At 39.6% G+C, this 25,410-nt stretch carries 29 protein-coding genes; 22 read left to right on the top strand and 7 right to left on the bottom strand.

What is annotated here, in order from left to right; all coding sequences use genetic code 11:
• Positions 1–105 precede the first annotated feature (105 nt).
• Positions 106–1,230 (top strand): homoserine O-acetyltransferase family protein, encoded by a 1,125-nt coding sequence (locus AC3EMB_RS23305; protein ID WP_053563521.1) that lies wholly within the window; start codon positions 106–108, stop codon positions 1,228–1,230.
• A gap of 49 nt (positions 1,231–1,279) precedes the next feature.
• Here AC3EMB_RS23305 and AC3EMB_RS23300 read toward each other — a convergent pair whose 3' ends face one another.
• Complete coding sequence (locus AC3EMB_RS23300) at positions 1,280–1,462, bottom strand: hypothetical protein (protein ID WP_000171889.1); 183 nt, start codon at positions 1,460–1,462, stop codon at positions 1,280–1,282.
• 197 nt (positions 1,463–1,659) lie between these two features.
• Here AC3EMB_RS23300 and AC3EMB_RS23295 point away from each other — a divergent pair, with 197 nt between their 5' ends.
• The 6 genes from AC3EMB_RS23295 (at position 1,660) to AC3EMB_RS23270 (ending at position 8,793) form a co-directional block, all read left to right on the top strand.
• Complete coding sequence (locus AC3EMB_RS23295; RefSeq protein WP_000141254.1) at positions 1,660–1,965, top strand: rhodanese-like domain-containing protein; 306 nt, start codon at positions 1,660–1,662, stop codon at positions 1,963–1,965.
• 78 nt (positions 1,966–2,043) lie between these two features.
• On the top strand, positions 2,044–2,268 hold the full coding sequence (locus AC3EMB_RS23290) for a spore germination protein (protein WP_000512463.1): 225 nt from the start codon (positions 2,044–2,046) through the stop codon (positions 2,266–2,268).
• 20 nt (positions 2,269–2,288) lie between these two features.
• Positions 2,289–2,612 carry a hypothetical protein gene (locus AC3EMB_RS23285; RefSeq protein WP_001110852.1) on the top strand — a complete coding sequence of 108 codons (324 nt, stop codon included), beginning with the start codon at positions 2,289–2,291 and terminating at the stop codon, positions 2,610–2,612.
• Positions 2,613–2,729: 117 nt separating this feature from the next.
• Positions 2,730–6,551, top strand: coding sequence for a BclA-related collagen-like exosporium protein (locus AC3EMB_RS23280; RefSeq protein WP_488517293.1), 3,822 nt, complete (start codon positions 2,730–2,732; stop codon positions 6,549–6,551).
• Between the two features lie 198 nt (positions 6,552–6,749).
• On the top strand, positions 6,750–7,763 hold the full coding sequence (moaA, locus tag AC3EMB_RS23275; RefSeq protein WP_088023171.1) for a GTP 3',8-cyclase MoaA: 1,014 nt from the start codon (positions 6,750–6,752) through the stop codon (positions 7,761–7,763).
• Between the two features lie 16 nt (positions 7,764–7,779).
• Positions 7,780–8,793 (top strand): molybdopterin-synthase adenylyltransferase MoeB, encoded by a 1,014-nt coding sequence (locus tag AC3EMB_RS23270; RefSeq protein ID WP_016080015.1) that lies wholly within the window; start codon positions 7,780–7,782, stop codon positions 8,791–8,793.
• A gap of 37 nt (positions 8,794–8,830) precedes the next feature.
• On the opposite strand, the gene moaC is transcribed toward AC3EMB_RS23270, so the two are convergent.
• Positions 8,831–9,316 (bottom strand): cyclic pyranopterin monophosphate synthase MoaC, encoded by a 486-nt coding sequence (moaC, locus tag AC3EMB_RS23265; RefSeq protein WP_000094153.1) that lies wholly within the window; start codon positions 9,314–9,316, stop codon positions 8,831–8,833.
• Between the two features lie 83 nt (positions 9,317–9,399).
• On the opposite strand from moaC, the gene AC3EMB_RS23260 reads away from it, so the two are divergent.
• The 7 genes from AC3EMB_RS23260 (at position 9,400) to AC3EMB_RS23230 (ending at position 14,113) form a co-directional block, all read left to right on the top strand.
• Positions 9,400–10,689 carry a molybdopterin molybdotransferase MoeA gene (locus AC3EMB_RS23260; RefSeq protein ID WP_095690122.1) on the top strand — a complete coding sequence of 430 codons (1,290 nt, stop codon included), beginning with the start codon at positions 9,400–9,402 and terminating at the stop codon, positions 10,687–10,689.
• Positions 10,659–11,174, top strand: coding sequence for a molybdopterin-guanine dinucleotide biosynthesis protein B (mobB, locus tag AC3EMB_RS23255; RefSeq protein WP_071713777.1), 516 nt, complete (start codon positions 10,659–10,661; stop codon positions 11,172–11,174). Before AC3EMB_RS23260 ends, mobB begins: the two co-directional genes overlap by 31 nt.
• Complete coding sequence (moaE, locus tag AC3EMB_RS23250) at positions 11,171–11,635, top strand: molybdopterin synthase catalytic subunit MoaE (RefSeq protein ID WP_000185943.1); 465 nt, start codon at positions 11,171–11,173, stop codon at positions 11,633–11,635. Before mobB ends, moaE begins: the two co-directional genes overlap by 4 nt.
• A 2-nt stretch (positions 11,636–11,637) precedes the next feature.
• Positions 11,638–11,871 (top strand): molybdopterin converting factor subunit 1, encoded by a 234-nt coding sequence (moaD, locus tag AC3EMB_RS23245; protein ID WP_000621772.1) that lies wholly within the window; start codon positions 11,638–11,640, stop codon positions 11,869–11,871.
• Between the two features lie 93 nt (positions 11,872–11,964).
• Entirely contained in the window at positions 11,965–12,378 is a 414-nt protein-coding gene (locus AC3EMB_RS23240) for a DUF3888 domain-containing protein (RefSeq protein WP_000717656.1), read from the top strand.
• A 78-nt stretch (positions 12,379–12,456) separates the two neighbouring features.
• Positions 12,457–13,314 (top strand): glucose uptake protein GlcU, encoded by an 858-nt coding sequence (gene glcU, locus AC3EMB_RS23235; protein ID WP_000350865.1) that lies wholly within the window; start codon positions 12,457–12,459, stop codon positions 13,312–13,314.
• A gap of 13 nt (positions 13,315–13,327) precedes the next feature.
• Complete coding sequence (locus tag AC3EMB_RS23230; protein WP_053563527.1) at positions 13,328–14,113, top strand: glucose 1-dehydrogenase; 786 nt, start codon at positions 13,328–13,330, stop codon at positions 14,111–14,113.
• Positions 14,114–14,184: 71 nt separating this feature from the next.
• Here the strand turns inward: AC3EMB_RS23230 and AC3EMB_RS23225 are convergent, their stop codons facing one another.
• Complete coding sequence (locus tag AC3EMB_RS23225) at positions 14,185–14,679, bottom strand: CarD family transcriptional regulator (protein ID WP_000451442.1); 495 nt, start codon at positions 14,677–14,679, stop codon at positions 14,185–14,187.
• A gap of 254 nt (positions 14,680–14,933) precedes the next feature.
• Here AC3EMB_RS23225 and AC3EMB_RS23220 point away from each other — a divergent pair, with 254 nt between their 5' ends.
• Together AC3EMB_RS23220 and AC3EMB_RS23215 are read left to right on the top strand one after the other, a co-directional pair.
• Complete coding sequence (locus AC3EMB_RS23220) at positions 14,934–15,170, top strand: DUF2553 family protein (RefSeq protein ID WP_000533806.1); 237 nt, start codon at positions 14,934–14,936, stop codon at positions 15,168–15,170.
• Position 15,171: 1 nt separating this feature from the next.
• Positions 15,172–15,354, top strand: a complete 183-nt coding sequence (locus AC3EMB_RS23215; protein ID WP_000621751.1) for a sporulation protein Cse60 — start codon at positions 15,172–15,174, stop codon at positions 15,352–15,354.
• A 34-nt stretch (positions 15,355–15,388) separates the two neighbouring features.
• On the opposite strand, the gene AC3EMB_RS23210 is transcribed toward AC3EMB_RS23215, so the two are convergent.
• Entirely contained in the window at positions 15,389–15,616 is a 228-nt protein-coding gene (locus AC3EMB_RS23210) for a DUF3973 domain-containing protein (RefSeq protein WP_016080023.1), read from the bottom strand.
• A gap of 421 nt (positions 15,617–16,037) precedes the next feature.
• Here AC3EMB_RS23210 and AC3EMB_RS23205 point away from each other — a divergent pair, with 421 nt between their 5' ends.
• Both AC3EMB_RS23205 and AC3EMB_RS23200 read left to right on the top strand, forming a co-directional pair.
• Positions 16,038–16,469: an SRPBCC family protein gene (locus AC3EMB_RS23205; protein WP_488517292.1), complete on the top strand. Its 432-nt coding sequence runs from the start codon at positions 16,038–16,040 to the stop codon at positions 16,467–16,469.
• The gene (locus AC3EMB_RS23200) at positions 16,470–16,793 is read left to right on the top strand and encodes an ArsR/SmtB family transcription factor (protein WP_000098837.1); all 324 of its coding nucleotides are present in this window, start codon (positions 16,470–16,472) and stop codon (positions 16,791–16,793) included.
• Positions 16,794–16,822: 29 nt separating this feature from the next.
• Here the strand turns inward: AC3EMB_RS23200 and AC3EMB_RS23195 are convergent, their stop codons facing one another.
• Together AC3EMB_RS23195 and AC3EMB_RS23190 are read right to left on the bottom strand one after the other, a co-directional pair.
• Positions 16,823–18,262, bottom strand: a complete 1,440-nt coding sequence (locus AC3EMB_RS23195; RefSeq protein ID WP_001228030.1) for an MDR family MFS transporter — start codon at positions 18,260–18,262, stop codon at positions 16,823–16,825.
• A 283-nt stretch (positions 18,263–18,545) separates the two neighbouring features.
• Entirely contained in the window at positions 18,546–19,817 is a 1,272-nt protein-coding gene (locus AC3EMB_RS23190) for a BaiN/RdsA family NAD(P)/FAD-dependent oxidoreductase (protein ID WP_000558859.1), read from the bottom strand.
• A 294-nt stretch (positions 19,818–20,111) separates the two neighbouring features.
• Here AC3EMB_RS23190 and AC3EMB_RS23185 point away from each other — a divergent pair, with 294 nt between their 5' ends.
• On the top strand, positions 20,112–21,764 hold the full coding sequence (locus AC3EMB_RS23185; RefSeq protein WP_001284026.1) for a putative polysaccharide biosynthesis protein: 1,653 nt from the start codon (positions 20,112–20,114) through the stop codon (positions 21,762–21,764).
• Between the two features lie 41 nt (positions 21,765–21,805).
• The gene (locus tag AC3EMB_RS23180; RefSeq protein ID WP_001234948.1) at positions 21,806–22,534 is read left to right on the top strand and encodes a pseudouridine synthase; all 729 of its coding nucleotides are present in this window, start codon (positions 21,806–21,808) and stop codon (positions 22,532–22,534) included.
• A gap of 79 nt (positions 22,535–22,613) precedes the next feature.
• Here AC3EMB_RS23180 and AC3EMB_RS23175 read toward each other — a convergent pair whose 3' ends face one another.
• Positions 22,614–22,835, bottom strand: coding sequence for a DeoR family transcriptional regulator (locus AC3EMB_RS23175; RefSeq protein ID WP_000805512.1), 222 nt, complete (start codon positions 22,833–22,835; stop codon positions 22,614–22,616).
• A gap of 357 nt (positions 22,836–23,192) precedes the next feature.
• Between AC3EMB_RS23175 and pepV the strand changes: the two genes are divergently transcribed.
• On the top strand, positions 23,193–24,599 hold the full coding sequence (pepV, locus tag AC3EMB_RS23170; RefSeq protein WP_001274237.1) for a dipeptidase PepV: 1,407 nt from the start codon (positions 23,193–23,195) through the stop codon (positions 24,597–24,599).
• 119 nt (positions 24,600–24,718) lie between these two features.
• The gene (gene thpR / locus AC3EMB_RS23165; RefSeq protein WP_053563531.1) at positions 24,719–25,264 is read left to right on the top strand and encodes an RNA 2',3'-cyclic phosphodiesterase; all 546 of its coding nucleotides are present in this window, start codon (positions 24,719–24,721) and stop codon (positions 25,262–25,264) included.
• The last annotated feature ends 146 nt before the right edge of the window (positions 25,265–25,410 follow it).

Raw genomic sequence — 25,410 nt, 5'->3', positions numbered from 1 at the left:
TTTTGTATATTATTCATTTATTTATGAAAAGAAGAAGGAGATTAGTTTACATAGAAAAAAATCTTTAGTAAGCAGTTCATACTATAACAGGGAGAGGGAGAGTCTGTGCAAATTGTAAAAAAGGAGAAGTTCGTTTTAAAAGAGTTTATGTTTGAAAATGGCAGAGAAATTCCTGTTCAAATGGGATACGAGACATATGGTACGTTGAATAGAGAAAGGTCAAATGTGATTTTGGTTTGTCATTATTTTAGTGCAACAAGTCATGCGGCAGGAAAATATACAGTGCATGATGAGGAGTCTGGTTGGTGGGATGGGCTCATTGGACCTGGGAAAGCAATTGATACAAATAAGTATTTTGTTATATGTACGGATAATCTTTGTAATGTGCAGGCGAGGAATCCATATGTGATTACAACAGGACCGAAATCGATTAATCCAGAAACTGGAGAAGAATATGCTATGGATTTTCCGGTTTTTACATTTCTTGATGTAGCTCGTATGCAATATGAGTTAATAAAAGGTATGGGAATTTCAAGGTTACACGCTGTAATCGGACCGTCGGCGGGGGGAATGATTGCACAACAATGGGCGGTTCACTATCCACATATGGTAGAGCGGATGATTGGCGTTATTACGAACCCACAAAATCCAATTATTACGTCAGTAAACGTAGCACAAAATGCGATTGAGGCAATTCAACTGGATCCAAGTTGGAAAGATGGAAAATATGGAGAAGAGCAGCCTATAAAGGGGCTTCATTTAGCGAGTAGAATGATGTTTATGAATGCGTTTGATGAGCATTTTTATGAAATGGCATTTCCTCGTAATAGTATCGAGATAGAACCTTATGAAAAGTTTTCTACATTAACATCATTTGAAAAAGAGATAAATACAGCGACATATAGAAGTATAGAGTTAGTAGATGCAAATTCATGGATGTATACTGCGAAGGCAGTTTTATTGCATGATATTGCACATGGGTTTTCTTCACTAGAAGAATCTCTTTCTAACATAGAAGCGAATGTACTTATGATTCCGTGTAAACAAGATTTACTTCAGCCGTCTCGTTATAATTATAAAATGGTAGATATTTTGCAAAAACAAGGAAAATATGCGGAAGTGTATGAGATTGAAAGTATAAATGGGCATATGGCAGGAGCATTTGATATTCATTTATTTGAAAAAAAGGTTTATGAATTTTTGAATCGGAAAGTATCTAGTTTTGTGTAAAAGACAAATGATGGGGAAAAGGTGCAATGTTTGTAGTAGGCACCTTTTTTTACATAATTTGTAGACGGAAAATATATGTAGCGATTGCTATACCGAAAAACGCTATGCTGAGCAATAGAAATAAGAATGACATTTCTTGTGGGGAGTTTATTTTTCTATTATTTTTCATACTAAGAGCAATAATTGCAGCGAGTAAGAACACAATGCCCATAATGAAAAGAAAAAGCGTCATTTTAATCGACTCCTTTCATAAAACAAGTATATTGAGGATACAATGTGCTAGTTATGTTTGTAAAGAATAAATTTTTAGAGAAAATTGAGAAATAGTTTTTCGATTCTTTGCGTTCTTTCTTTTGCGTGCTAAAATTGGTAGAGAATGTTTGTGAAAAAGAAACTAAAGGTTTTATTGTATATAAGGAGGAACTACATATGACAGAAGTTAATACAATTACTACAGAAGAGGTACAAGAGCGTTTAGAAAATGGAGAAACGTTATTTCTAGTAGACGTAAGAGAAGATGAAGAAGTAGCGGCAGGAAAGATTCCAGAAGCTGTACATATTAAAATGGGCGATATCCCACATAAAGTAGATTTCTTTAATAAAGAGAATGAATATATCTTTATTTGTCGTTCGGGAATGCGCAGTGAAAATGTATGTCATTATTTAAATGAGCAAGGGTTTAAAACAGTGAACATGGTTGGCGGTATGCTTCAATATGAAGGTGAAACGAAATAGTTAATAGTTAAAAACTTGAAGCGAGTCTGTTTCAAGTTTTTTTCTTTTGCATACAGTATAAAAAAGGAGGAGGGGGAAATGGGAATTAATTTGCGTAAAGTGAAAATTATTAATAATACAGGCGCTGTTAATGTCGGTGACTGTTATGATATCTCGCCTTTAGCTGTGGCGAAAGTATATGCAGGTGCTGGAGGATCGAGTGCGGCTATTTTTTTAAATGGAAAAAGGCAGCCAGAAGCGGTGATTAGAACATCGGTATTTCTTCCGCCTTTGGCAACAAGTACACGTACGTTAGGTTCATAAAGGAAAGGTAGAGTGTAATTATGCCTGCGCATATAAAAGAATTTGTTATTGTTAATAATACTGGGAATATATTTACAGGTGATAATTTGAGTGATACTTCATTTACTGCTTCGAAATCATATAGTGGTTCAATGGGGTGCACTTGGATTGATGTTGTTACAGTAATAGGGACGGAGACGAAGCTTTGTTTACAGCCGGGTGATTCGGTGACGACAACATATACAAGAGGCACTCCTGCTGGTACTGTAACAGGAACAAATATGGGGCAAAGTGTAAATGCATCGGGTATAGCGCAAGCTGTCCCTAATACAGATAATATGGATTCAATTGCAGGACTCCCTTAAGGAATTAAGGGAGTTTTTATTTATTTGAAATAAAAATAGTCTTGGAGATTATTTTTGTAAATAGATTAAGAAGAGGTTTATTTATTATGAAAAAGACGGTTTGTAGGTGGTGAAAGTGTGAAGAATCGTGATAATAATCGGAAGCAAAATTCGTTAAGCTCTAATTTTAGAATTCCACCCGAACTTATTGGACCTACTTTCCCCCCTGTTCCAACTGGATTTACAGGTATAGGGATTACTGGTCCAACAGGTCCACAAGGTCCGACTGGACCGCAAGGACCGAGAGGATTTCAAGGTCCAATGGGGGAGATGGGTCCGACTGGACCTCAAGGTGTGCAAGGGATTCAAGGGCCAGTTGGACCAATAGGCGCAACGGGACCAGAAGGGCAGCAGGGGCCACAAGGATTGAGAGGACCACAAGGAGAAACTGGAGCGACAGGACCTCAAGGGGTGCAAGGGTTACAAGGTCCGATTGGTCCAACGGGAGCGACTGGGGCACAAGGTATACAAGGAATACAGGGATTACAGGGGCCAATTGGAGCGACGGGACCTGAGGGACCTCAAGGAATTCAAGGCGTCCAAGGGTTACCGGGTGCAACTGGTCCACAAGGAATACAAGGAGCACAAGGGATACAAGGAACACAAGGACCGAGTGGAAATACAGGTGCAACCGGAGCAACGGGTCAGGGGCTAACAGGTCCGACTGGAATAACAGGCCCAACAGGGATAACTGGACCATCTGGAGGACCTCCTGGTCCAACGGGGCCAACTGGTGCGACAGGTCCGGGTGGTGGACCGAGTGGAAGTACAGGTGCGACTGGAGCAACGGGAAGTACTGGGGCTACAGGAAGTACAGGGGTAACAGGAGCAATGGGAACTATAGGTCCGACTGGAAGTACGGGAGCACAGGGCTTGCAAGGAATACAAGGAATTCAAGGGCCAATTGGCCCAACAGGTCCAGAAGGACCGCAGGGGATTCAAGGTATTCCTGGTCCGACAGGAATAACTGGTGAACAAGGAATCCAAGGAGTTCAGGGTATTCAAGGGGGAACGGGAGCAACAGGAGATCAAGGTCCACAAGGTATACAGGGGGCTATAGGTCCTCAAGGGGCCACAGGAGCAACAGGAGATCAAGGTCCACAAGGAATACAAGGAGTACCAGGGCCATCAGGAGCAACAGGACCACAAGGAGTTCAAGGGATACAAGGTCCAATGGGCGATATAGGACCAACAGGTCCAGAAGGTCCAGAGGGACTTCAGGGCCCGCAAGGAATACAAGGAGTACCGGGGCCAGCTGGAGCAACGGGTCCAGAGGGGCCACAGGGGATACAAGGCATTCAAGGACCGGTAGGAGCAACAGGCTCACAAGGTCCCCAAGGAATTCAGGGAATTCAAGGTGCGCAAGGGATAACGGGAGCAACAGGAGTACAAGGAGCAACTGGAATTCAAGGTATACAAGGAGAAATAGGAGCAACGGGCCCAGAGGGTCCCCAAGGAGTGCAAGGTGCTCAAGGGGCGATTGGTCCAACAGGTCCAATGGGCGCACAAGGAGTGCAAGGAATACAAGGGATTCAAGGCCCAACAGGTGCACAAGGAGTGCAAGGTGCTCAAGGAATACAAGGAATTCAAGGTCCGACGGGTGCAACAGGAGATACGGGAGCAACTGGGGCGACAGGGGAAGGCACTACAGGCCCAACAGGAGTAACTGGTCCGACAGGGGTAACAGGCCCATCTGGAGGACCAGCAGGACCGACCGGCCCAACGGGGCCATCAGGTCCGGCGGGAGTGACTGGTCCATCGGGTGGACCACCTGGCCCGACAGGAGCAACAGGTGCGACAGGAGTAACAGGGGATACCGGGGCGACGGGCTCAACTGGAGTGACAGGAGCGACAGGAGAAACGGGAGCAACCGGAGTGACGGGTTTACAAGGTCCGCAAGGAATCCAAGGTGTTCAGGGAGAGATAGGTCCGACGGGTCCCCAAGGTGTTCAAGGTCCCCAAGGAATTCAAGGAGTAACGGGGGCCACTGGAGATCAAGGTCCGCAAGGGATTCAAGGCCCACAAGGCGACATAGGTCCAACAGGCCCACAAGGAATTCAAGGCCCACAAGGTTCTCAAGGAATCCAAGGAGCGACAGGGGGAACAGGAGCACAAGGCCCACAGGGAATCCAAGGTCCGCAAGGTGACATAGGTCCGACTGGGCCACAAGGTCCAACTGGAATCCAAGGGATACAAGGAGAGATAGGTCCAACAGGTCCAGAAGGCCCAGAGGGACTTCAGGGCCCGCAAGGAATCCAAGGTGTGCCAGGGCCAGTTGGAGCAACGGGTCCAGAGGGTCCTCAAGGGATACAAGGCATTCAAGGACCGGTAGGAGCAACAGGCCCACAAGGTCCACAAGGAATACAGGGAATTCAAGGTGTGCAAGGGATAACGGGAGTAACTGGAGCACAAGGAGCAACTGGAATTCAAGGTATACAAGGGGAAATAGGAGCAACAGGTCCAGAGGGGCCCCAAGGAGTGCAAGGTATACAAGGGGCGATTGGTCCAACAGGTCCGATGGGCGCACAAGGAGTGCAAGGTATACAAGGGATTCAAGGAGCAACAGGAGCACAAGGAGTGCAAGGACCACAAGGAATTCAAGGAGTGCAAGGTCCGACGGGAGCAACAGGAGAAACGGGAGCAACCGGAGCGACGGGAGAAGGAACTACCGGTCCAACAGGAGTAACCGGTCCAACAGGGGTGACTGGCCCGTCAGGAGGGCCTGCAGGACCGACCGGCCCAACGGGGCCATCAGGTCCGGCGGGAGTGACAGGTCCATCAGGTGGACCACCTGGCCCGACAGGAGCAACAGGTGCGACAGGAGTAACAGGAGATACCGGGGCGACAGGCTCAACTGGAGTGACAGGAGCGACAGGGGCAACGGGAGCAACCGGAGTGACGGGTTTACAGGGGCCGCAAGGAATCCAAGGTGTTCAAGGAGAGATAGGTCCAACCGGTCCACAGGGTATTCAAGGTCCGCAAGGAATCCAAGGAGTAACGGGGGCAACCGGAGCACAAGGTCCCCAAGGAATTCAAGGCCCACAAGGCGATATAGGTCCAACCGGCCCACAAGGAATTCAAGGTCCACAAGGTCCACAAGGAATCCAAGGAGCGACGGGGGCAACCGGAGCACAAGGCCCGCAGGGAATCCAAGGTCCGCAAGGTGACATAGGTCCGACCGGCCCACAAGGCCCACAAGGAATTCAAGGCCCACAAGGAATTCAAGGCCCGCAAGGAATTCAAGGTCCAACGGGAGCAACAGGAGCGACCGGTGCGACCGGTCCCCAAGGAATTCAAGGCCCGCAAGGAATTCAAGGTCCAATGGGAGCAACAGGAGCAACAGGAGCGACCGGTCCCCAAGGAATTCAAGGCCCGCAAGGAATCCAAGGTCCAACGGGGGCTACAGGAGCAACCGGTTCACAAGGTCCAACTGGAGATACAGGTCCAACCGGAGCTGGAGCAACAGGAGCGACCGGGGCGACTGGAGTTAGTACAACTGCAACGTATGCGTTTGCGAATAATACATCAGGAACCGCTATTTCCGTTTTATTAGGTGGTACTAACGTACCATTACCGAACAATCAAAATATTGGCCCAGGAATAACCGTTAGTGGTGGAAATACTGTATTTACAGTTGCGAATGCAGGAAACTATTATATAGCCTATACAATTAATTTAACGGCAGGTTTACTTGTAAGTTCTCGTATAACTGTAAATGGCAGTCCGCTTGCGGGAACGATAAATGCCCCGACAGTCGCTACTGGTTCATTTAGTGCAACAATAATCGCTAACTTGCCTGCTGGAGCTGCTGTTAGCTTACAGTTATTTGGAGTAGTTGCAGTAGCTACATTATCTACGGCAACGCCAGGGGCTACTCTAACTATTATTAGATTAAGTTAATAAGCAGAAAACCTTGAAACTTTTATGTTTCAAGGTTTTTTATCCTTGTATTTGTAAGTAAACTCGTTAACCAGGGGGAGTGGATACCCTCTAATTATTTAAAGTTTCACTTTATTCACTTGAGCAAAAACATCGCAGTTCGAAAATATATTATAATAGAATGAAAAGAAAGAAATTTGGCAGAAAGGGAGGGTGGCGATGCAGGAGATGGTTAAAGATTTTTTTGGACGCCCACTTCAAGATTTACGTATATCTGTCATTGATCGTTGCAATTTTAGATGTACATATTGTATGCCGGCGGAAATATTTGGGCCAGATTATGCTTTTTTGAAAGATGAGTTTTTACTAACTTTTGATGAAATTGAGCGTTTGGCAAAATTATTTGTTAACATCGGTGTACGAAAAATTAGAATTACTGGCGGTGAGCCACTACTTCGTAAAGATTTAGCAAAACTTATTGCACGTCTTGTGAAAATTGATGGGCTAATAGATATAGGGTTAACTACAAATGCTATCCATTTAACGAAACAAGCGAAGGCATTAAAAGAAGCTGGATTACATAGAGTGAATGTTAGTTTAGATGCGATAGATGACGACATATTTAAGAATATTAATGGTCGAAATATTAATACGAAACCGGTGATTAAGGGAATTATAGCAGCTAAAGAGGCGGGGCTGGAAGTAAAGGTAAATATGGTTGTGAAAAAAGGGATGAACGATCATCAAGTACTTCCGATGGCTGCGTATTTTAAAGAGCAAGGAATCACGCTTAGGTTTATTGAGTTTATGGATGTTGGTAGTACAAATGGGTGGAATTTTGATCAAGTGGTTACAAAGCGAGAATTGATTGAGATGATTCATAAGGTGTATCCGCTTGAGCCAGCTGAAGCCCACTACTTTGGTGAAGTTGCGAAGCGATATCGGTATGTTGGAACAAATGTTGAAGTTGGTTTTATTACATCTGTTTCTGAGTCATTTTGTGCCTCTTGTACGAGGGCGAGAATTTCGGCAGATGGAAAGTTTTATACGTGCTTATTTGCGACAGAGGGTTTGAATGTAAGAGAACTTCTTAGAGGGAATCTGTCGGATGAGGAGTTATTAAGTGTTATACAAGATGTATGGATGAATAGAAAAGATAGGTATTCGGATGAACGGACAGAAGAAAGTGCAAAAAATCGTCCGAAAATCGAAATGTCTTATATAGGAGGATAAGAAAGGGGGCTATCGCATGCAGGAGCGATATTCAAGACAAATATTATTTTCTGGTGTTGGAGAAGAAGGACAGAGAAAAATAAGAGAGAAGCATGTGCTTATTATAGGTGCTGGTGCTCTCGGTGCGGCCAATGCAGAAGCGATTGTTAGAGCAGGGGTTGGAAAAGTAACGATTGCTGATCGGGATTATGTAGAATGGAGTAATTTACAAAGACAACAACTATATACGGAAGAAGATGCAAAGCAGTATAAACCGAAGGCGATAGCGGCTGCAGAACATTTACAAGCAATTAATTCTGAGGTGGAAATAAATCCGGTTGTGACGGATGTAACGGTGCAAGAAATGGAAGAGTTAGTGCGTGATGTAGATTTAATATTAGATGCGACAGATAATTTTGAAACGCGTCTTCTCATTAATGATATTTCACAAAAGTATAATATTCCATGGATATATGGTGGTTGCGTCGGGAGTTACGGAGTAACGTATACAATTTTACCAGGGAAAACACCGTGTTTTCGCTGTTTAATGGAGCATCCGGCGAGCGGAGCAACATGTGACACAGCTGGTATTATACAACCGGCAGTACAATTAGTAGTTGCGCATCAAATTACGGAAGCGCTGAAAATATTAGTAGAAGACTTTGGGGCGCTTCGTGAAACGATGTTATCGTTTGATCTTTGGAATAATCAACAGATGGCATTTAAAGTGAATAGGCAGAAAAAAGATACTTGTTTATCTTGCGGAAGGTTACGTACATATCCGAGCTTAACATTTGAAGCACAAACAAAAACAGAAGTGTTATGTGGGCGAAATACAGTACAAATTCGCCCGGGTGTGCGGAAGAATTTTAATTTAGAAGAAATTAAAAAGCGCTTACAAAGAAGCGTAGAGATAAAGGCGACACCTTATTTATTATCATTTCCGGTAGAAGAATATCGTTTTGTTTTATTTACAGATGGCAGGGCGTTTATTCATGGGACGAATGATATGAATGTAGCGAAAAGTTTATATGCAAGGTATATAGGTTGAACCTAAAGGAAACCCTTTAGGTTCAACGGAGAGAGGATTATGAATTTCTCGTATAATCTCCACTTTTTCCACCTGTTTTTTCAAGTAAGTACGTTTCGCCGATAATCATACCTTTATCGACAGCTTTACACATATCATACACAGTAAGAGCGGTAGCGGAAGCAGCTGTTAAAGCTTCCATTTCAACACCGGTGCTACCTTCTGTTTTAACTTTTACTTCAATGAGTAAACGATATTGTTCTTCTGATTGTTTCCAATCGAAAGAAACGTCAACACCTTTTAATAATAAAGGATGGCACATTGGGATAATATCAGAAGTTCGTTTCGCAGCCATAATGCCTGCGATTTGCGCAACTGCTAATACGTCACCTTTCCCAATTTCATTGTGAGAGATTTTATCGTAAATTTCTTTCGTAACGACAATGCTAGAGCACGCAATTGCTGTTCGAACGGTTGTTTTTTTATCGCTTATATCAACCATTTTTGCGCGTCCTTGGTCATTAAAATGTGTAAATGAAGACATGGAATTCCTCCTTGAAGTAATTTCTATTGAATACATAAAGTTTAATCGAGATAAAAAAAATTGCAAATATGAGGTGAGAAACGATGGTAGAAAAACGAATTCCAATTCAAGTTGCTGAGGCAATAGAACGGGTAATGAAATATGCGAAGTATGGTGAAGTAGAAGAAATTTCTATTACGGAAAGTTACGGGAGAATTCTCGGGGAAGATGTTGTCTCTGATCATGACGTTCCTCATTTTGATCGTTCCCCTTACGACGGTTTCGCCATTCGAGCAGAAGATACGAAAGGAGCAACCCAAGAAAATCCAATTGAATTTGAAGTAATAGGAGAAATCGGGGCGGGGTCTGTTTTTTTAGAAGAAGTAGGAGCTTTTAAAGCGATTCGCATTATGACAGGAGCAGCTATTCCAGAAGAATGTAATGCAGTCGTAATGCTCGAGCTGACAGAAGGGTTTGAGAAGAACGGGAAAACATATATGAAGTTAAAACGCCCTTTTAATAACGGTGACAATGTGTCGTTTAAAGGAGAAGATATAAAACAAAATCAAGTTCTCGTTAAGAAAGGTGTTGCAATTAATCCAGGTGTTGCGGCCTTACTAGCAACGTTTGGATATAGCACTGTGAAAGTTGTAAAACAGCCTGTTGTCGGTATTGTAACAACAGGAAGTGAATTACTAGAAGTACATGAGCCGTTACAGCCGGGGAAAATTAGAAATAGTAACTCGTATATGATCGCAGCTCAAATTATGAAAGCTGGCGGGAAAGTTCGTTATTATGGTCAACTCGCCGATGAGCTAGATGCATGTTTTACAGCTGTTCAATTAGCGATGGATGAGGTCGATATTTTAATTACAACAGGCGGTGTATCAGTAGGAGATTATGACTACTTACCAGCTATTTATGAAAGGTTACAGGCGAATGTACTCTTTAATAAAATAGCGATGAGACCGGGAAGTGTAACGACAGTAGCTGAAGTTGATGGGAAGTTACTTTTCGGTTTATCAGGAAATCCGTCTGCTTGTTATGTAGGCTTTGAATTATTTGTGCATCCAATTATAAAAACGTATTTGTATGCGAAGGAACCTCACGTATATAGAGCGGATGCTATTTTACAAAAAGATTTTTCAAAGCCAAATCCATTTACTCGTTTCGTAAGAGCAAACGTAACGATTGTGGACGGGGCGTTACAAGCGATGCCGGTTGGTTTAGATAAATCGAGTGCGGTATCTTCACTTGCAGATGCGAATGCTTTTATCGTGTTACCTGGAGGAACGAGAGGATTTGAGACTGGGATGAAAGTATCCGTATTATTGTTAGAGCACTCTGAGGGATGTGATTGGCCATGGGCAAAGCCCCTTCAATCTTACAAATAGTAGGATATCAAAATAGCGGAAAAACGACACTTGTAGAGAAAATTGTGCATGTGTTAGCTGAAAGTGAAATAAAAGTTGCTACAATTAAACATCACGGGCACGGAGGTTTTCCAGAAGTAGCGCAAAAAGATAGCGAAAGACACCGTAAAGCTGGTGCTGTCGTAAGTAGTGTAGAAGGTGCTGGATTGCTTTCACTTTCTTCACTAAGAAAGAAATGGTCCTTGCAAGAAATTATTCGCTTATATGAGTTTTTTGAAGTGGATACAATTTTAATAGAGGGCTATAAAAAAGAGAACTACCCGAAAGTAGTGTTACTTCGTTCTGCGGAAGACGTTGAACTTTTACATAAAGTAGAAAATATAGTGGCGATTATTACGTGGTATGATGTCCCGGCAAATATACGAGAAGAATATAAAGTATTTCATATAACAGAAGAAGAGTTGTACATAGACTGGTTTTTACAAACGGTTAGGAGTGCGAAATGACAAATACATATTATGAAGTAATTGATACAGAAATCTCGATTGAAGAGGTAACGAAGAAAGTGATTCGACGTGAATGCGGTGCTGTTACAACATTTATTGGAACGGTTAGAGAGTTTACGAAAGGGCGTCGTACATTATACTTAGAGTATGTTGCTTATAAGACGATGGCAGAAAAGATGCTAGAGAAAATTGGTCTGGAAGTGAAAGAGAAATGGCCGGGTACATATGTTGCGATTACACATCGCATCGGTACGTTGCAAATTTCTGATATAGCGGTTGTTGTTGCTGTTTCAACACCACACCGTAAAGCGGCTTATGAAGCAAACGAATATATTATGGAACGCATAAAACAAATTGTTCCGATTTGGAAAAAGGAGTTTTGGGAAGATGGTGACTCATGGATTGGTGATCAATTAGAAAAAACACCATATCCGGCGGGAGAGCCTGGGAAGGAGCTATAAGTATGATTCGAGTATTGTTATTTGCGCACTTGCAAGAAGAGGCAGGAACAAGTGAATTACAAATAGAGAAAGAAAATATTACGGTTGCAGAGTTAAAAGATGTTGTTGCGAAAGAATATAATGTACCAGTTTCAGAGCCAATTATGGTTGCGATTAATGAAGAATACGCAAATGAAGATGACAGGGTCCAAGATGGTGATGTGGTTGCACTTATACCACCAGTGAGTGGTGGTTAATATTGGATTCATTAAAACGACTTTCCTAAGTAGGGGAAGTCGTTTTTTTATGGCGTTTTTGAGAACACTAACTTATAGGATAAGGAGGACGTTATGAAAAAAATATGTGTAATTATTACAGCGATATGTTCTATCTTTTTCTCTTCTCCAAGCGATTCTTTCGCGAAAGAATCAAGAGAACAGCTTTTAGAGAGTGCGTTATTGAATAGGTATTATTCGGTTATTAGACAAGTGACAGAAGATCAATATGAATGTGATGCAGTTATAAATATAAAGCGTCTCGGCAGGAAAGATGAATTTGTTCCTAGATTTGAAGTGACGCTACAATTTCTTACATTTCAAGGGGCGCATAATCCGCCAAATGACAAAGTTACACTTACTTTGGAGGATTATTTAGATCATATAAAGGTAAAAAATGTGGAGCGAGAAAAAAATGTTTCTAATGATGTTGTAGAAAAGATTTGTGCTCGCAAAAAAGAAAAAATGAAAGCTCATTCTAATGATTGAGAGCGGTAACTTATTCCGCTATTTGCGGGATGATTAAAGTTTCAATTTATGACATTTTACAGAGAAAGGTAATGGGCGATGGATATATTTTTAGCAATTTTACCAGCTATATTTTGGGGGAGTATTGTGTTATTTAACGTAAAACTGGGCGGGGGACCGTATAGTCAAACGCTTGGAACAACGTTTGGAGCACTTATTTTCTCAATTGTTGTTTATATTTTTATGAAGCCAGTATTAACACCTACTGTGATTGGGGTTGGAGTTGTGTCAGGTTTATTTTGGGCGCTTGGTCAGGCGAATCAATTGAAAAGTATTGATTTAATGGGCGTTTCGAGGACGATGCCAATTTCAACAGGACTTCAATTAGTTGCGACGACTTTATTTGGCGTTATCGTATTTCATGAATGGTCCACGACAATATCGGTCGTCCTTGGGATTTTAGCGCTCGTTTGTATTATTGTCGGTGTTATTTTAACATCACTTCAAAGTGAAGAAGAAAAGAATGCAGAGCAAGCAGCAAATTTTAAAAGAGGTATCATAATTTTATTAATTTCAACAGTCGGTTATTTAGTTTACGTAGTAGTGATTAGACTATTTAACGTAGATGGTTGGTCAGCTTTATTACCACAAGCAGTTGGTATGGTATTAGGAGGGATTTTGCTTACCTTTAAACATCATCCATTCAATAAATATGCAATCCGAAATATTATTCCAGGATTAATTTGGGCAGCTGGAAATATGTTTTTATTCATTTCGCAGCCGCGTGTTGGAGTCGCAACAAGTTTCTCGCTATCGCAAATGGGGATTATTATTTCCACGCTTGGTGGGATCCTTATATTAGGTGAAAAGAAAACGAAACGCCAATTAACGGGTATCGTTGTCGGTATCGTTTTTATTATTGCAGCCGGAATTATGTTAGGTATAGCAAAAAGTTAAAGGAGGTATTGAAATGTATAGTGATTTAGAAGGAAAAGTGGTCGTTATTACAGGATCAGCAACTGGTCTTGGTAGGGCGATGGGAGTAAGGTTTGCTAAGGAAAAAGCGAAAGTGGTTATTAATTATCGCTCACGAGAATCAGAAGCAAATGATGTGTTAGAAGAAATTAAAAAGGTAGGCGGAGAAGCGATTGCTGTAAAAGGTGATGTCACGGTCGAATCAGATGTTGTGAATCTCATTCAATCTGCTGTGAAAGAATTTGGTACGCTTGACGTTATGATTAATAATGCAGGGATAGAAAACGCGGTACCGTCGCATGAAATGCCACTTGAAGATTGGAATAAGGTAATTAATACAAATTTAACAGGTGCTTTTTTAGGAAGTCGTGAAGCGATTAAATATTTTGTAGAACATGATATTAAAGGGTCTGTCATTAATATGTCTAGTGTTCATGAGAAAATTCCGTGGCCACTATTCGTGCACTATGCAGCGAGTAAGGGTGGTATTAAACTGATGACAGAAACGTTAGCGCTAGAATATGCGCCAAAAGGTATTCGAGTAAATAATATTGGACCAGGTGCAATTAATACGCCGATTAATGCAGAAAAGTTTGCTGATCCTAAAAAACGTGCTGACGTAGAAAGTATGATACCGATGGGCTATATTGGAAACCCTGAAGAAATTGCAGCAGTAGCAACTTGGCTCGCTTCTTCAGAGGCGAGTTATGTAACGGGCATTACGCTATTTGCAGATGGTGGAATGACGTTATATCCATCGTTTCAAGCTGGGCGTGGGTAATATAAAAGGACGAAGAGATAAAACTCTTCGTCCTTTTTTTACAAAAAAAATAGCGGCCAGCTATTTTAAATTTAGTGATTAATTGTATCTTGAAGAAATTCTGTTGCTTGATGTTCAGTAACATTTTGTACGAGCGCGACTTCGCTAATCATCATTTTTCGTGCATTATCTAGCATTTGTTTTTCGCTCGCATTTAATGCTCTCTCTTTATTGCGGCGAAGTAAATCCCGAACAACTTCTGCGCTATCTTGTAAATTGCCATTTTTCATTTTTTCCATATTCATTGTATATCTTTGTTTCCATGAGAGTGATGGGTCTGACTCCCCGTTTTGAAATTCAAGAAGTATATCATCTAACGTACCTCGATCAACGATATAACGAATACCCGATTTTTTTAATTGATCCATCGGAAGCATTACTTGCATATCTTTACTAATGATGCGTATCACACAATATTGACGTGAAGTACCTAATATTTCTTTCTCTTCAATTGCTTCAATGATTCCTGCACCGTGCATTGGATAAACGATTTTATCACCAATTTGAAACAAATCATCCACCTCCATATGTGGTAACCACTTTTAATGATAGCATACGTATGTAAAAATGTCAAATTTTATATAATAACATAATATTTATATTCGAGTCAATAAGATAAAGTGCTTTTTTATGTTTTTTTTGGGGACCTTATTTATCGTGATTTTTTTAGAAAAATAGTACAGGTGAAGAAAGAAGGCATATCCACTTATTTTTAAGCATAAAATGTAAAAGCGCTAATACAATATACCTAAATCCGTTCTTTGCAAAGGAGGGAGAGAAGGTGGGGCGCACAATAAAAATTGATATTACAAATAAAGTTGTAGCTAAATTTAGACAAAATTATTTGGAATTATATACGAGTAAATTTATGATAGGTAAGTTTTATGTCTATACTGAAGATAAAGAATATGTGTTAGAAGACGGATATATATATGAGAATGGAAAGTTTTATCGCATCATAGATACGCACCGTGGCAATAATCAAGCGGCGGAGGGCTGCGATCTAGGACGGTGTTAACATGATTCGTGTGAAAGTATTTGATGAAAGTCACGAAAAAGACTTAGAAGATGCTGTAAATGTTTTTTTGAAAAAGATTGATGATAGCAACTTTGTAGATATTAAGTATCAAGTTGGTGTTTCCATTAACGACGATGAAAACCAAATTTATTGTTTTTCAGCAATGATCGTTTATAAAGCATAAAAAAGAGCTGGCTCACCCAGCTCTTTTTTATGCTTTATGTTGGGACAACATGTGTCGGTAATACATTCATAATAGATTGGGGTGCGCCTAATTTCTTTGTCGTTAAAAGAGGCTCCCCTGTTTCATGATTTTGGGCATCTTTACACATACCAAGGTGATAACGATCACCTAAAAATGGATCAATATAAAAACCGTTTTTAAATACTTTATCATTCGGATGTTTTTCATGGTGAATATCAGAGCAGTTAATGCAATAGAACATAGCGTTCAACCCCTTTTTATTTTGTTTGAAAAGAGTGAGTCGGTAGTCATTTCGCTCCTAAGGAAATGTTGAGGAGAAGAGAAATAACTACCTACTCAAATGGTGGGCATATTCCTTCTGATTTGTCATATCTCGCGTATTGTCCCTGAGGGAAGGAGGAGAGACGAAGTACGCATGATATAAGTAAGGCGTTTCTTTCAATATGAATGATGGAGTTTCATGTTGAGAGAAGTTTTTATTTTGTATTGCCTTTGTGAGTATATTATGAGGAAATGCTAAGAGGGTGTTTGTCCTGTTGAAAAAATGTTGAGAATTTCTCAACAGTAAAAGAATTAGCGTTGACATGAAACTAAAAGGTGTTATATTATCGAAGTGAAACCAAAAGGTGTTATGTTATAACGCCGAGTAAAGGAGAATGAACATGGAACAACAAAATACATTAAATGATATTAAACAAACAATTATTTTTAACGCGTCTATTCAAAAGGTATGGAGTGTAGTATCAACTGCAGAAGGGATTGCGTCATGGTTTATGCCAAATGATTTTGTATTAGAGGTAGGGCATGAATTTCATGTGCAATCGCCATTTGGGCCATCACCATGTAAAGTGTTAGAAATTGATGAGCCAAACCATTTATCTTTCTCATGGGATACAGATGGCTGGGTTGTTTCATTTAATTTGAAAGACTTAGGAGATAACAAAACAGAATTTACGTTAATTCACGGCGGCTGGAAACATCCTGATGAAATTCTTCCGAAAGCGAAAGCGAAGAGCTCTATTATTCGCGATAGAATGAGCGGTGGTTGGGTAGCGATTGTAAATGAAAAACTGAAAAAGGTTGTCGAAGGCTAAGTGTCCTCGTCAGCAGCGAAATATGATGTATTTCAAGCAATTGCTGATCCAACCCGCCGAGAAGTAATACGGTTATTAAGTGACAAAGAGTTACCGATTTCCAAAATAACGGATCATTTTCCGATGAGTCGTACTGCGGTTGTAAAGCACCTTCATATTCTTTCGGAAGCGAATTTAGTAAGTGGAAGAAAAAGCGGAAGAGAGAAGATATATCGTTTGCATCCAGAACCATTAGAAGAATTACAACAGTGGCTCTCGTATTATGAACGTTTTTGGGATAATAAATTATCCATGCTGAAACATATTGTGGAGAATGAAGAATAAAAAAAGGGTGACCAAAATGGTCATCCTTTTTATTGTTGCTCACTTGTTTGTGTAGCTGGCTTTAATAAAAGCCAAGCAATAATTAATGTAAATACTGCTAATACGAAAGTGCTCATATAAATGACATGTACGCTTGATGCTAATGCGGATTGTGATTCGGTTACTACGTTTGCTGTAGTACCGCCATGTCCACCAGATACAAGATCAAGATTTTTAATACCACGTGCGTGAATCATCGTATTAAAGATTGTACCGAATATTGCAGCACCTAACGTTTGACTAAATGTATTAATAAATGTATTTAAACCAACAGCTGTCCCGCGTGTATGAGCTGGCACGGCTGCTTGAATTGTTACCATGTAAATCGGTGTCACAAGCCCCATTCCTAAGCCGAATAATCCGACTGCTACATAAATAAGGAACGATGGTGAATTTGTTGATAGTGTAAATAATAAGAACGTAGCAACTGATAAGATGCTAGCTCCAAGTAAAATAATTTGTTTCGTTTTTAACTTGCCAACTAAGTTACCCGAGAACATAGCCCCAAATGTCCACATAACAGGAATTGGCATTAAAATGAGTCCAGCTTCTGTTGCATTTTTTCCTAAAACACCCTGGCTCCAAATTGGAAGATACACAGTAATACTAATAATCATTGCGCCAGCAATAAGAGTTAATATATTTATCGTAGATAATGTACGGTTAGAGAAAAGTGCTAGCGGAATTAATGGTTCCGGAGATTTTTTCTCGATGAATAAGAAAATAATAAATGAAACGACGGCGAAGATTAATAGGCCGATAATTGTTATGTCTCCCCAGTTTTGCTTACTGCTACCTGTTAATAATGCATATAGTAGGGCGATTGTACTTAATGAAAAAACTGTTGCACCAAGATAATCGATATGATGTTTAGCAGGTTTAATAGATTCTTTGTAGTAAATTACAATCATTAAGCAAGCGATAATTCCGAATGGGACGTTTAAGAAGAAAATATAACGCCAAGAAAGAGAATCAACTAAAAATCCACCTACTAACGGTCCGATAACACCGGATACACCCCAAACGGCACTCATCCAACCTTGTGCTTTCGCGCGGTCTTTCGCTTCGCTATATAAGTCTCCAATAATCGTCATTGTGATTGGCATAACAGCACCAGCACCGATACCTTGAAGCGCGCGGAAGAAAATTAATTGTTCCATCGATGTAACGACTCCGCAAAGTGCAGAACCGACTAAAAAGATTGTAGCCCCGATCAGTAAAACCTTTTTACGACCGAATAAATCAGCGAGCTTTCCGTATATTGGAGTCGAAACAGCTGTTGCAAGCATATAAATTGCATATACCCAACTAACAAGTTCGACGCCTGACAAATCACTCGTTATACGAGGGATTGCTGTACTAACAATCGTTCCTTCTACCGCAGAAAGAAACGTCATTAACATTAAAGACATCATGACTTTTTTTCTCATTTGTTTTCCCCTTACCCTTTTTAAATATTCAACAATATAAAATATAAAGGTACTAAGGTATATAAAGCAACAAAAAAGCAATGGAAAGTTACATGGAGCAGATGTTTGTCGCTTCTTGTCGGTAAGTCGATATATTTGAGAAATCGCCGATATAAGTTGTAGAATCGCTGATAAATTTGGAAAATCGCCGATATAATTACAGAATCGCTGATATATCTGTGGAATCACCGATAATAATTTCATGTACCTATAAAAAAAGAAACAGGAATCCCTGTTTCTTTTTTTAATATTGCATTTTCGCGTTTTCTCCAGCTGTCGTTCCAGCAATTCTACCAGTAACAAGGGCTGATGTAATATTATAGCCACCAGTATAACCGTGGATATCAAGAACTTCTCCGCAGAAATATAAGCCGTTCGTAAATTTAGAAGACATTTCTTTTGGATTAATTTCTTTCACGGATACACCTCCGCCAGTAACGAATGCTTTTTCAATTGACTGCGTACCATTTACATTCACAGTAAATTCTTTAAAGTCTTTCACAAGTGCACGAATCTTTTCGTGAGAAACTTGTCCAGCTTGTTCACTACCGTCAATTTCGTTTTTTTCTAATAAGAATAGGAAGTAACGTTCAGGGACATAACCTTTTAAAACGTTTTTAATTCCTTTTTTCGGATCTTCTTTCATTTGTTTCAGCATGCGCTGAAATAATTGCTCACTATTTTCCTCTGGCAATGCATCAATACTCATTTGTATTGTGTTCGTTTTAAACTTTTTCAGTGCTTTCACGACGAATTGACTACAGCGAAGAGCAGCAGGACCAGATAGGCCAAAATGAGTGAAGAGCATGTCCATTTTGTGAGAAATGATAGCTTTTCCTTTCGGGTTTAATACGCTTAAGTTTATATCACGTAAAGCAAGACCTTGTAATGAGCGATCACGTATAAACGGCTCGTTTGACAGGATAGGTACTTCTGTTGGGAATAATTCTGTAATTGTATGACCTGCTTTTTCAGCCCAAGCGTATCCGTCTCCAGTAGATCCAGTTTGAGGAACTGATTTTCCACCAACAGCGATAACGACGTGATTTGTTTCTAACACTTCGCCTGTTTGCAGTATAACTGCTTTTGTTTGACCATTTTCATATTCAATCGTTTCAACAGGTGTATTTGTACGAATTTTTACACCTAAGTCTTTTAATCGTGTTAAAAGTGCGTCTACAACAGATTGTGCTTTGTTTGACACAGGGAACATGCGACCGTGGTCTTCTTCTTTCAATTTAACACCGAGATTTTCGAAGAATGTAATAATATCTTCATTATTAAAAATAGAAAAAGCGCTGTATAAGAAGCGACCGTTTCCTGGTATATGTTTAACAATTTCATCAAGTGGTAGACGGTTCGTTACGTTACAGCGTCCGCCACCAGAAATTGCAAGTTTACGCCCAAGTTTATTTCCTTTATCAAGAAGTAAGACATTTGCGCCTTCTTCTGCAGCACCAATTGCAGCCATTAGCCCAGAAGGACCGCCGCCGATGACAATAACATCATAATGCATAATATATCGACCTCATTTTCTACATTTCCTGCCTAAAAGAATAGCATGTTTTCCCTTAAAAGAAAAATAGAGTGAAGTACTGCTTAATGAGAGAATTGTGGTACAATACAAAAGTTAGAGTTCAGCACTATCCTGCTATTTGTAGGCGATAAGACTAAAACCTCAAGATTTAGGAGAAGTAAATAGGGAGTCTGTTAGCCTGTAAATGCTCGAATGGTTCAACTAATAAGGAGTAGGAGAGAAGTCTCCAACTAATTATAGTTTCACTTTATGTAGATGTAGGAGGATTTTTGTATGTCCGATTCGAAATTTCTGCGCGGAACGCTTATTGTTACGCTAGGGACATTTTTAGTAAAGTTCTTAGGCATGATTTACGTCTTTCCGTTTCATGCATTAGTAGGCACAGAAGGCGGAACGCTCTATACATATGGATACATTCCATATACGATCTTTTTAAGTATCGCAACGGCAGGTGTGCCGCTTGCTGTTTCAAAATTTGTTTCCAAATATAATGCGCTTGGCGATTATAAAACGAGCCGGAGAATGTTCCGCTCGGGAATGGTTATGATGATAGTAACAGGAGTTCTTTCGTTCCTAGTACTGTACATGACGGCGCCATTGTTTGCAGAAGCGATGCTTGGTAAACAAAGTATACACAATAATGTAGGAGAAGTTACGACGATCATTCGTCTTGTAAGTTTCGCACTTATTGTTGTACCAGCAGCGAGTTTAATTCGTGGTTATTTCCAAGGTCACCAGTCTATGGGACCAACTACCGTTTCACAAATTATTGAACAAATTATTCGTATCGTCTTTTTATTAGCTGGTAGTTTTATCGTTATTAAAGTACTTGGCGGTACAGTTGCAACAGCAGTTGGAGTAGCGACGTTTGCTGCGTTCGTTTCAGCGGTTGGAGCACTCGGTGTGTTAATTTGGTACTGGTTAAAACGTAAAAAATATTTGGATCAATATTTAATTGAACAAACTGTACCAGAATCAACAGTAAGTACCGTTCAATTGTTTAAAGAGTTATTCGCATATGCGATTCCTTACGTTGTAATTGGGTTAACAATTCCTTTATATCAACAAATTGATACATTGACATTTAACTCAATTATGCAGGCGATTGGTCAAGGTGATATCGCAGAGCGAGCGCTTGGTATTTTCACAATGTGGACGCATAAGTTAATTATGATTCCTGTATCACTTGCAACAGCGTTTAGTTTAACGCTTGTACCAGCAATTACAAAATCATTTACTGAAAAACAATACCGCTATTTGAAATTACAAATTACACAAACATTCCAAGCAAATATGTTTTTAACATTGCCAGCAGTTATCGGTATTTCAACACTTGCATATCCAATTTACACTGCTTTCTATGACTCAGATCCATTAGGTGGACAAGTATTAATGTGGTATGCACCAGTTGCATTGTTATTTGCTTTATTTACAGTAACAGCGGCAATTCTTCAAGGGATTAATCAGCAAAAGCATGCGATTGTCGCGCTTATTATGGGTGTTATTTTGAAATTTGTATGTAACGTAATCTTTATTCGTTATTTCGGTACAGTAGGAGCAATTCTAGCGACCGCAGTTGGTTTCTTAGCTTCTGTTTGGTATACAAATCGACAAATTAAAAAATACGCACACTATTCATTCGGTGTTGTATATAAAAGAACATTCCAAATTGCAGTACTGACACTTATAATGGTCGTTGCTGTAAAACTATCACAATGGCTTCTATCCTTCATGATTTCGCCTGATGGCCGTATTGGTGCTCTTATAACAGTTGCGATTTGTGCAGGTATTGGTGGTCTTGTTTACGGATTGTTAGCAATTCGCACAGGAGTACTTGAAAGAGTATTTGGCGGAGAAGCATTAGATAAAATTCAACGTAAACTTGGTAGTAGATTTAAAATAAAGTTGAAATCAAGAGGGGCGTAATTACGTCCCCTTTTCTATGATAAATAAAGAAGGTGAAAAACGTGAGATTAGATAAATTATTAGCGAATATGGGATATGGAAGTAGAAAAGAAGTAAAGAAATTATTGAAAGATGGCGTTGTGAAAATTGATGGAACGCCAGTAAAAGATGCGAAAGTTCATGTAAATGTAGAAGAGCAAGAAGTTATGATTCACGGTGAAGTTGTGGAATACAAAGAGTTTGTTTACTTAATGATGCATAAACCACAAGGTGTTATTTCAGCGACGGAAGATGATAATCATGAAACAGTAATAGATTTATTAGAATTAGAAGATGCAATCTTTGATCCGTTCCCAGTTGGACGACTTGATATCGATACGGAAGGTTTCTTATTGATAACAAATGATGGGAAGTTATCACATCAATTATTATCTCCTAAAAAGCATGTGCCGAAAAAATATTATGCACACGTTGCAGGAGTAGTAACAGAAGAGGATGTAAAAGAGTTTGCTAAAGGTGTTATTTTAGACGATGGCTATGAAACAAAGCCCGGTGCGCTTACAATATTGAAAAGCGATGATATTTCTGAAATTGAGCTTGTGATTACGGAAGGGAAATTCCATCAAGTGAAGCGTATGTTTGAAGCGGTAGGGAAAAAAGTAGTCTACCTAAAAAGAACAGAGATGGGTCCGTTAGTATTAGATGAAGAACTAGAACTTGGACAATACCGAGAGCTAACAGATGAAGAAGTAGAAATGTTAAGAACATATCAAGTAGATACTGAAAAGTAGTACCTTTATAGGTGCAGAAAAAACCCCTTTCTAATAGTTAGAAAGGGGTATGTATTTATTTACATACAATTATTTTTCGTTATGAGGTCATTCTCACTTTCTTTCCTGTTGTTGTCCACTTACCGCGGCAAGGGCTATACACGAGTTCATTAAACTGCAACACATTTAGATCACGTTGTATCGTTCGCGGTGTGATCCCGAACTCATCTACAAGGTCTTTCGTCGTTACCGTTCCGTTTTCATTGATGTACATATAAATTGATTTAATGCGTGTTAGCATACGAGTAGTTGTAGGTTTCAAGAGAAAACCACTCCTCTACTAGTTTTTTTGACCCCATTCAGGAAAGAAGGTCGTTACTACCATTGTACTCTACATGATAAAATTCATGCTTTAATCTACTTAAATTTTACAAAAGTTTAACAAATATTTATATAGAAAAATATTGGTAGTTGACATTGTATATATGGTCAGTCAACTAACACATAAAATTCTACGTAAAACGCCAAATTCCTGCAAATTTTTTTGAAAAAATAAAAGAAAAACTAATAAGAAATGTCTGAAATATTACAATTGTTCGGTATTTAGTTTTCGTGTATGGCATAAGGGATTTCGGTTTGCTATGATGAAAGAGATAATATAGTGAAGGATGGATGCGTGATGTCAGCGATTAATTGGACTGAAGAAGTTGCAAAACGAAAAGATGATTTAATTCGTGATACACAACAATTTTTACAAATTAAAAGTGTATGGGAAGAAGAATCGGCGAAAGAAGGCGCACCATTCGGTGAAGGTGTAGAAAAAGCGCTATCTTTCATGTTACATAAAGGAGAAGCTGAAGGTTTTGCTTCTAAAAATTTAGAAGGATATGCAGGTCATCTTGAAATGGGACAAGGAGAAGAGTTAGTAGGTATTCTTTGTCACGTTGATGTTGTACCAGAAGGAGATGGCTGGACGACTCCTGCGTATAGTGCGGATATTCGCGACGGAAAGATTTTTGCACGTGGTGCAATTGACGATAAAGGCCCAACGATGGCAGCATATTATGCGATGAAAATTGTGAAAGAATTAGGCTTACCTCTTTCAAAACGTGTGCGTATGATTATAGGAACAGATGAGGAAAGCAATTGGAAATGTGTAGATCACTACTTTAAAAACGAAGAAATGCCAACAATCGGTTTTGCACCAGATGCAGACTTTCCAATTATTAATGCAGAAAAAGGAATTTCTGATATACAAGTTGTGCAAAATGGTAGTGAAGAGAAAAAAGGTACATATGAACTTGTTTCATTTGATTCAGGGCGTCGTTTAAATATGGTTCCTGATTTTGCAGAAGCAGTTATTACAGGAGAAGATGTAAATGCACTTACAGTAGCATATGAAGAGTATTTACAAACTGCTAAAAAAATAGGGAAATCGACTATAGAAGGCAATACAGTGACGTTGCAAATAGAAGGAATTTCAGCGCACGGATCTACTCCTGAAAAAGGAGAAAATGCAGGTTTATTATTAGCAAACTTCTTAACTACAGTTTCACTTGATGGAAAAGCAACTGCATTTGCGACATTTGCAACAGAAACATTTACTGGTGATATTTTTGGTGAAAAAGCTACTATTGCTTATAAAGATGAAATTAGCGGTCCATTAACAGTGAATGTTGGTCGCCTTTCTTATACGAAAGAGAATGGTGGTAATTTAGGATTAAACGTACGTTACCCAGTTACGACTAACTTTGAAGAAATGATTGCAAAGTTAAAAGAATATGTAGGTACGTATGGATTTGCAGTAGCAGACTATTCTAACTCTCGTCCGCATCACGTTGATAAAGATCACGAATTAATTCGTACGTTGCAACGTGTATATGAGGAACAAACAGGTGAAAAAGCTGAATTGTTAGCAATCGGCGGAGGTACTTATGCTCGCTCATTAAAAGCTGGTGTGGCATTTGGACCGCTATTCCCTGGAAAAGAAGAACTTGCGCATCAAAAAGATGAGTACATTGAAATTGAAGACTTATTAAAAGCAACAGCAATTTATGCGCAAGCAATTCATGAACTAGCGAAGTAAAGTGAAACTTTAATCGCCGATATATGAATAATGACCGCTCTCTACTTTAGAGGGCGGCTTCTTTTTAATTGAATGAGATAAGAAAGAAAAGAAACAATAGAAAGAAGGAGACGGTGTACATGGATAGGCATTATTTTGTCGCAATTACGTTACCAAATCATATAAAAGAAGTGCTGTCTAACTATAAAGAGGATACGAATGAGGAATTACCATTTCGCTCGTGGGTACATAAGGAAGATTATCATATTACCCTTTCCTTTTTAGGAGGTGCGACAGAAGAACAGTTAAAAGGGATAAAGAATGGATTACAAACACTTACAAAAACAAAAGAACTATCGTTCACGTTACAAGGTTTTTCAACGTTTGGTAGAGAAGATCAGCCCCGTATTTTTTGGGCGAAGGTAAGTGAGAATCACGGTTTGTTTCAGTTGCAAAAGCAAGTACATGTCATTTGTGAAGAAAATGGATTTTCTCTAGAAACACGCCCGTATCATCCGCATATTACTGTTGCTCGTAAATGGATAGGAGAAGAAAAGTTTCATTTAGAAAGTATAAAAGAAGTACCTGAAATATCATTTCAAGCAGATACAATTACTTTATACGAATCCCACGTGAAAGAAACCCCGAAGTATAAATCGATTGCTGAAATAAAATTACAAAAATAGAATGGTGAAAACGTTTTTTATGCAGGTGAATATAATATAGAGAAGAATGGAGTTACTGTATAGAGTCTTGTTGATAAGAAAAGCCTTATCATTTGCAGCTCATTTTATCTCGCTCATTAAAGTTTCACTTTATTTTAACTTTGAGA

Source organism: Bacillus sp. LQ16 (genome assembly GCF_057784645.1).
This window is presented reverse-complemented; position numbering and strand designations above follow the sequence as displayed.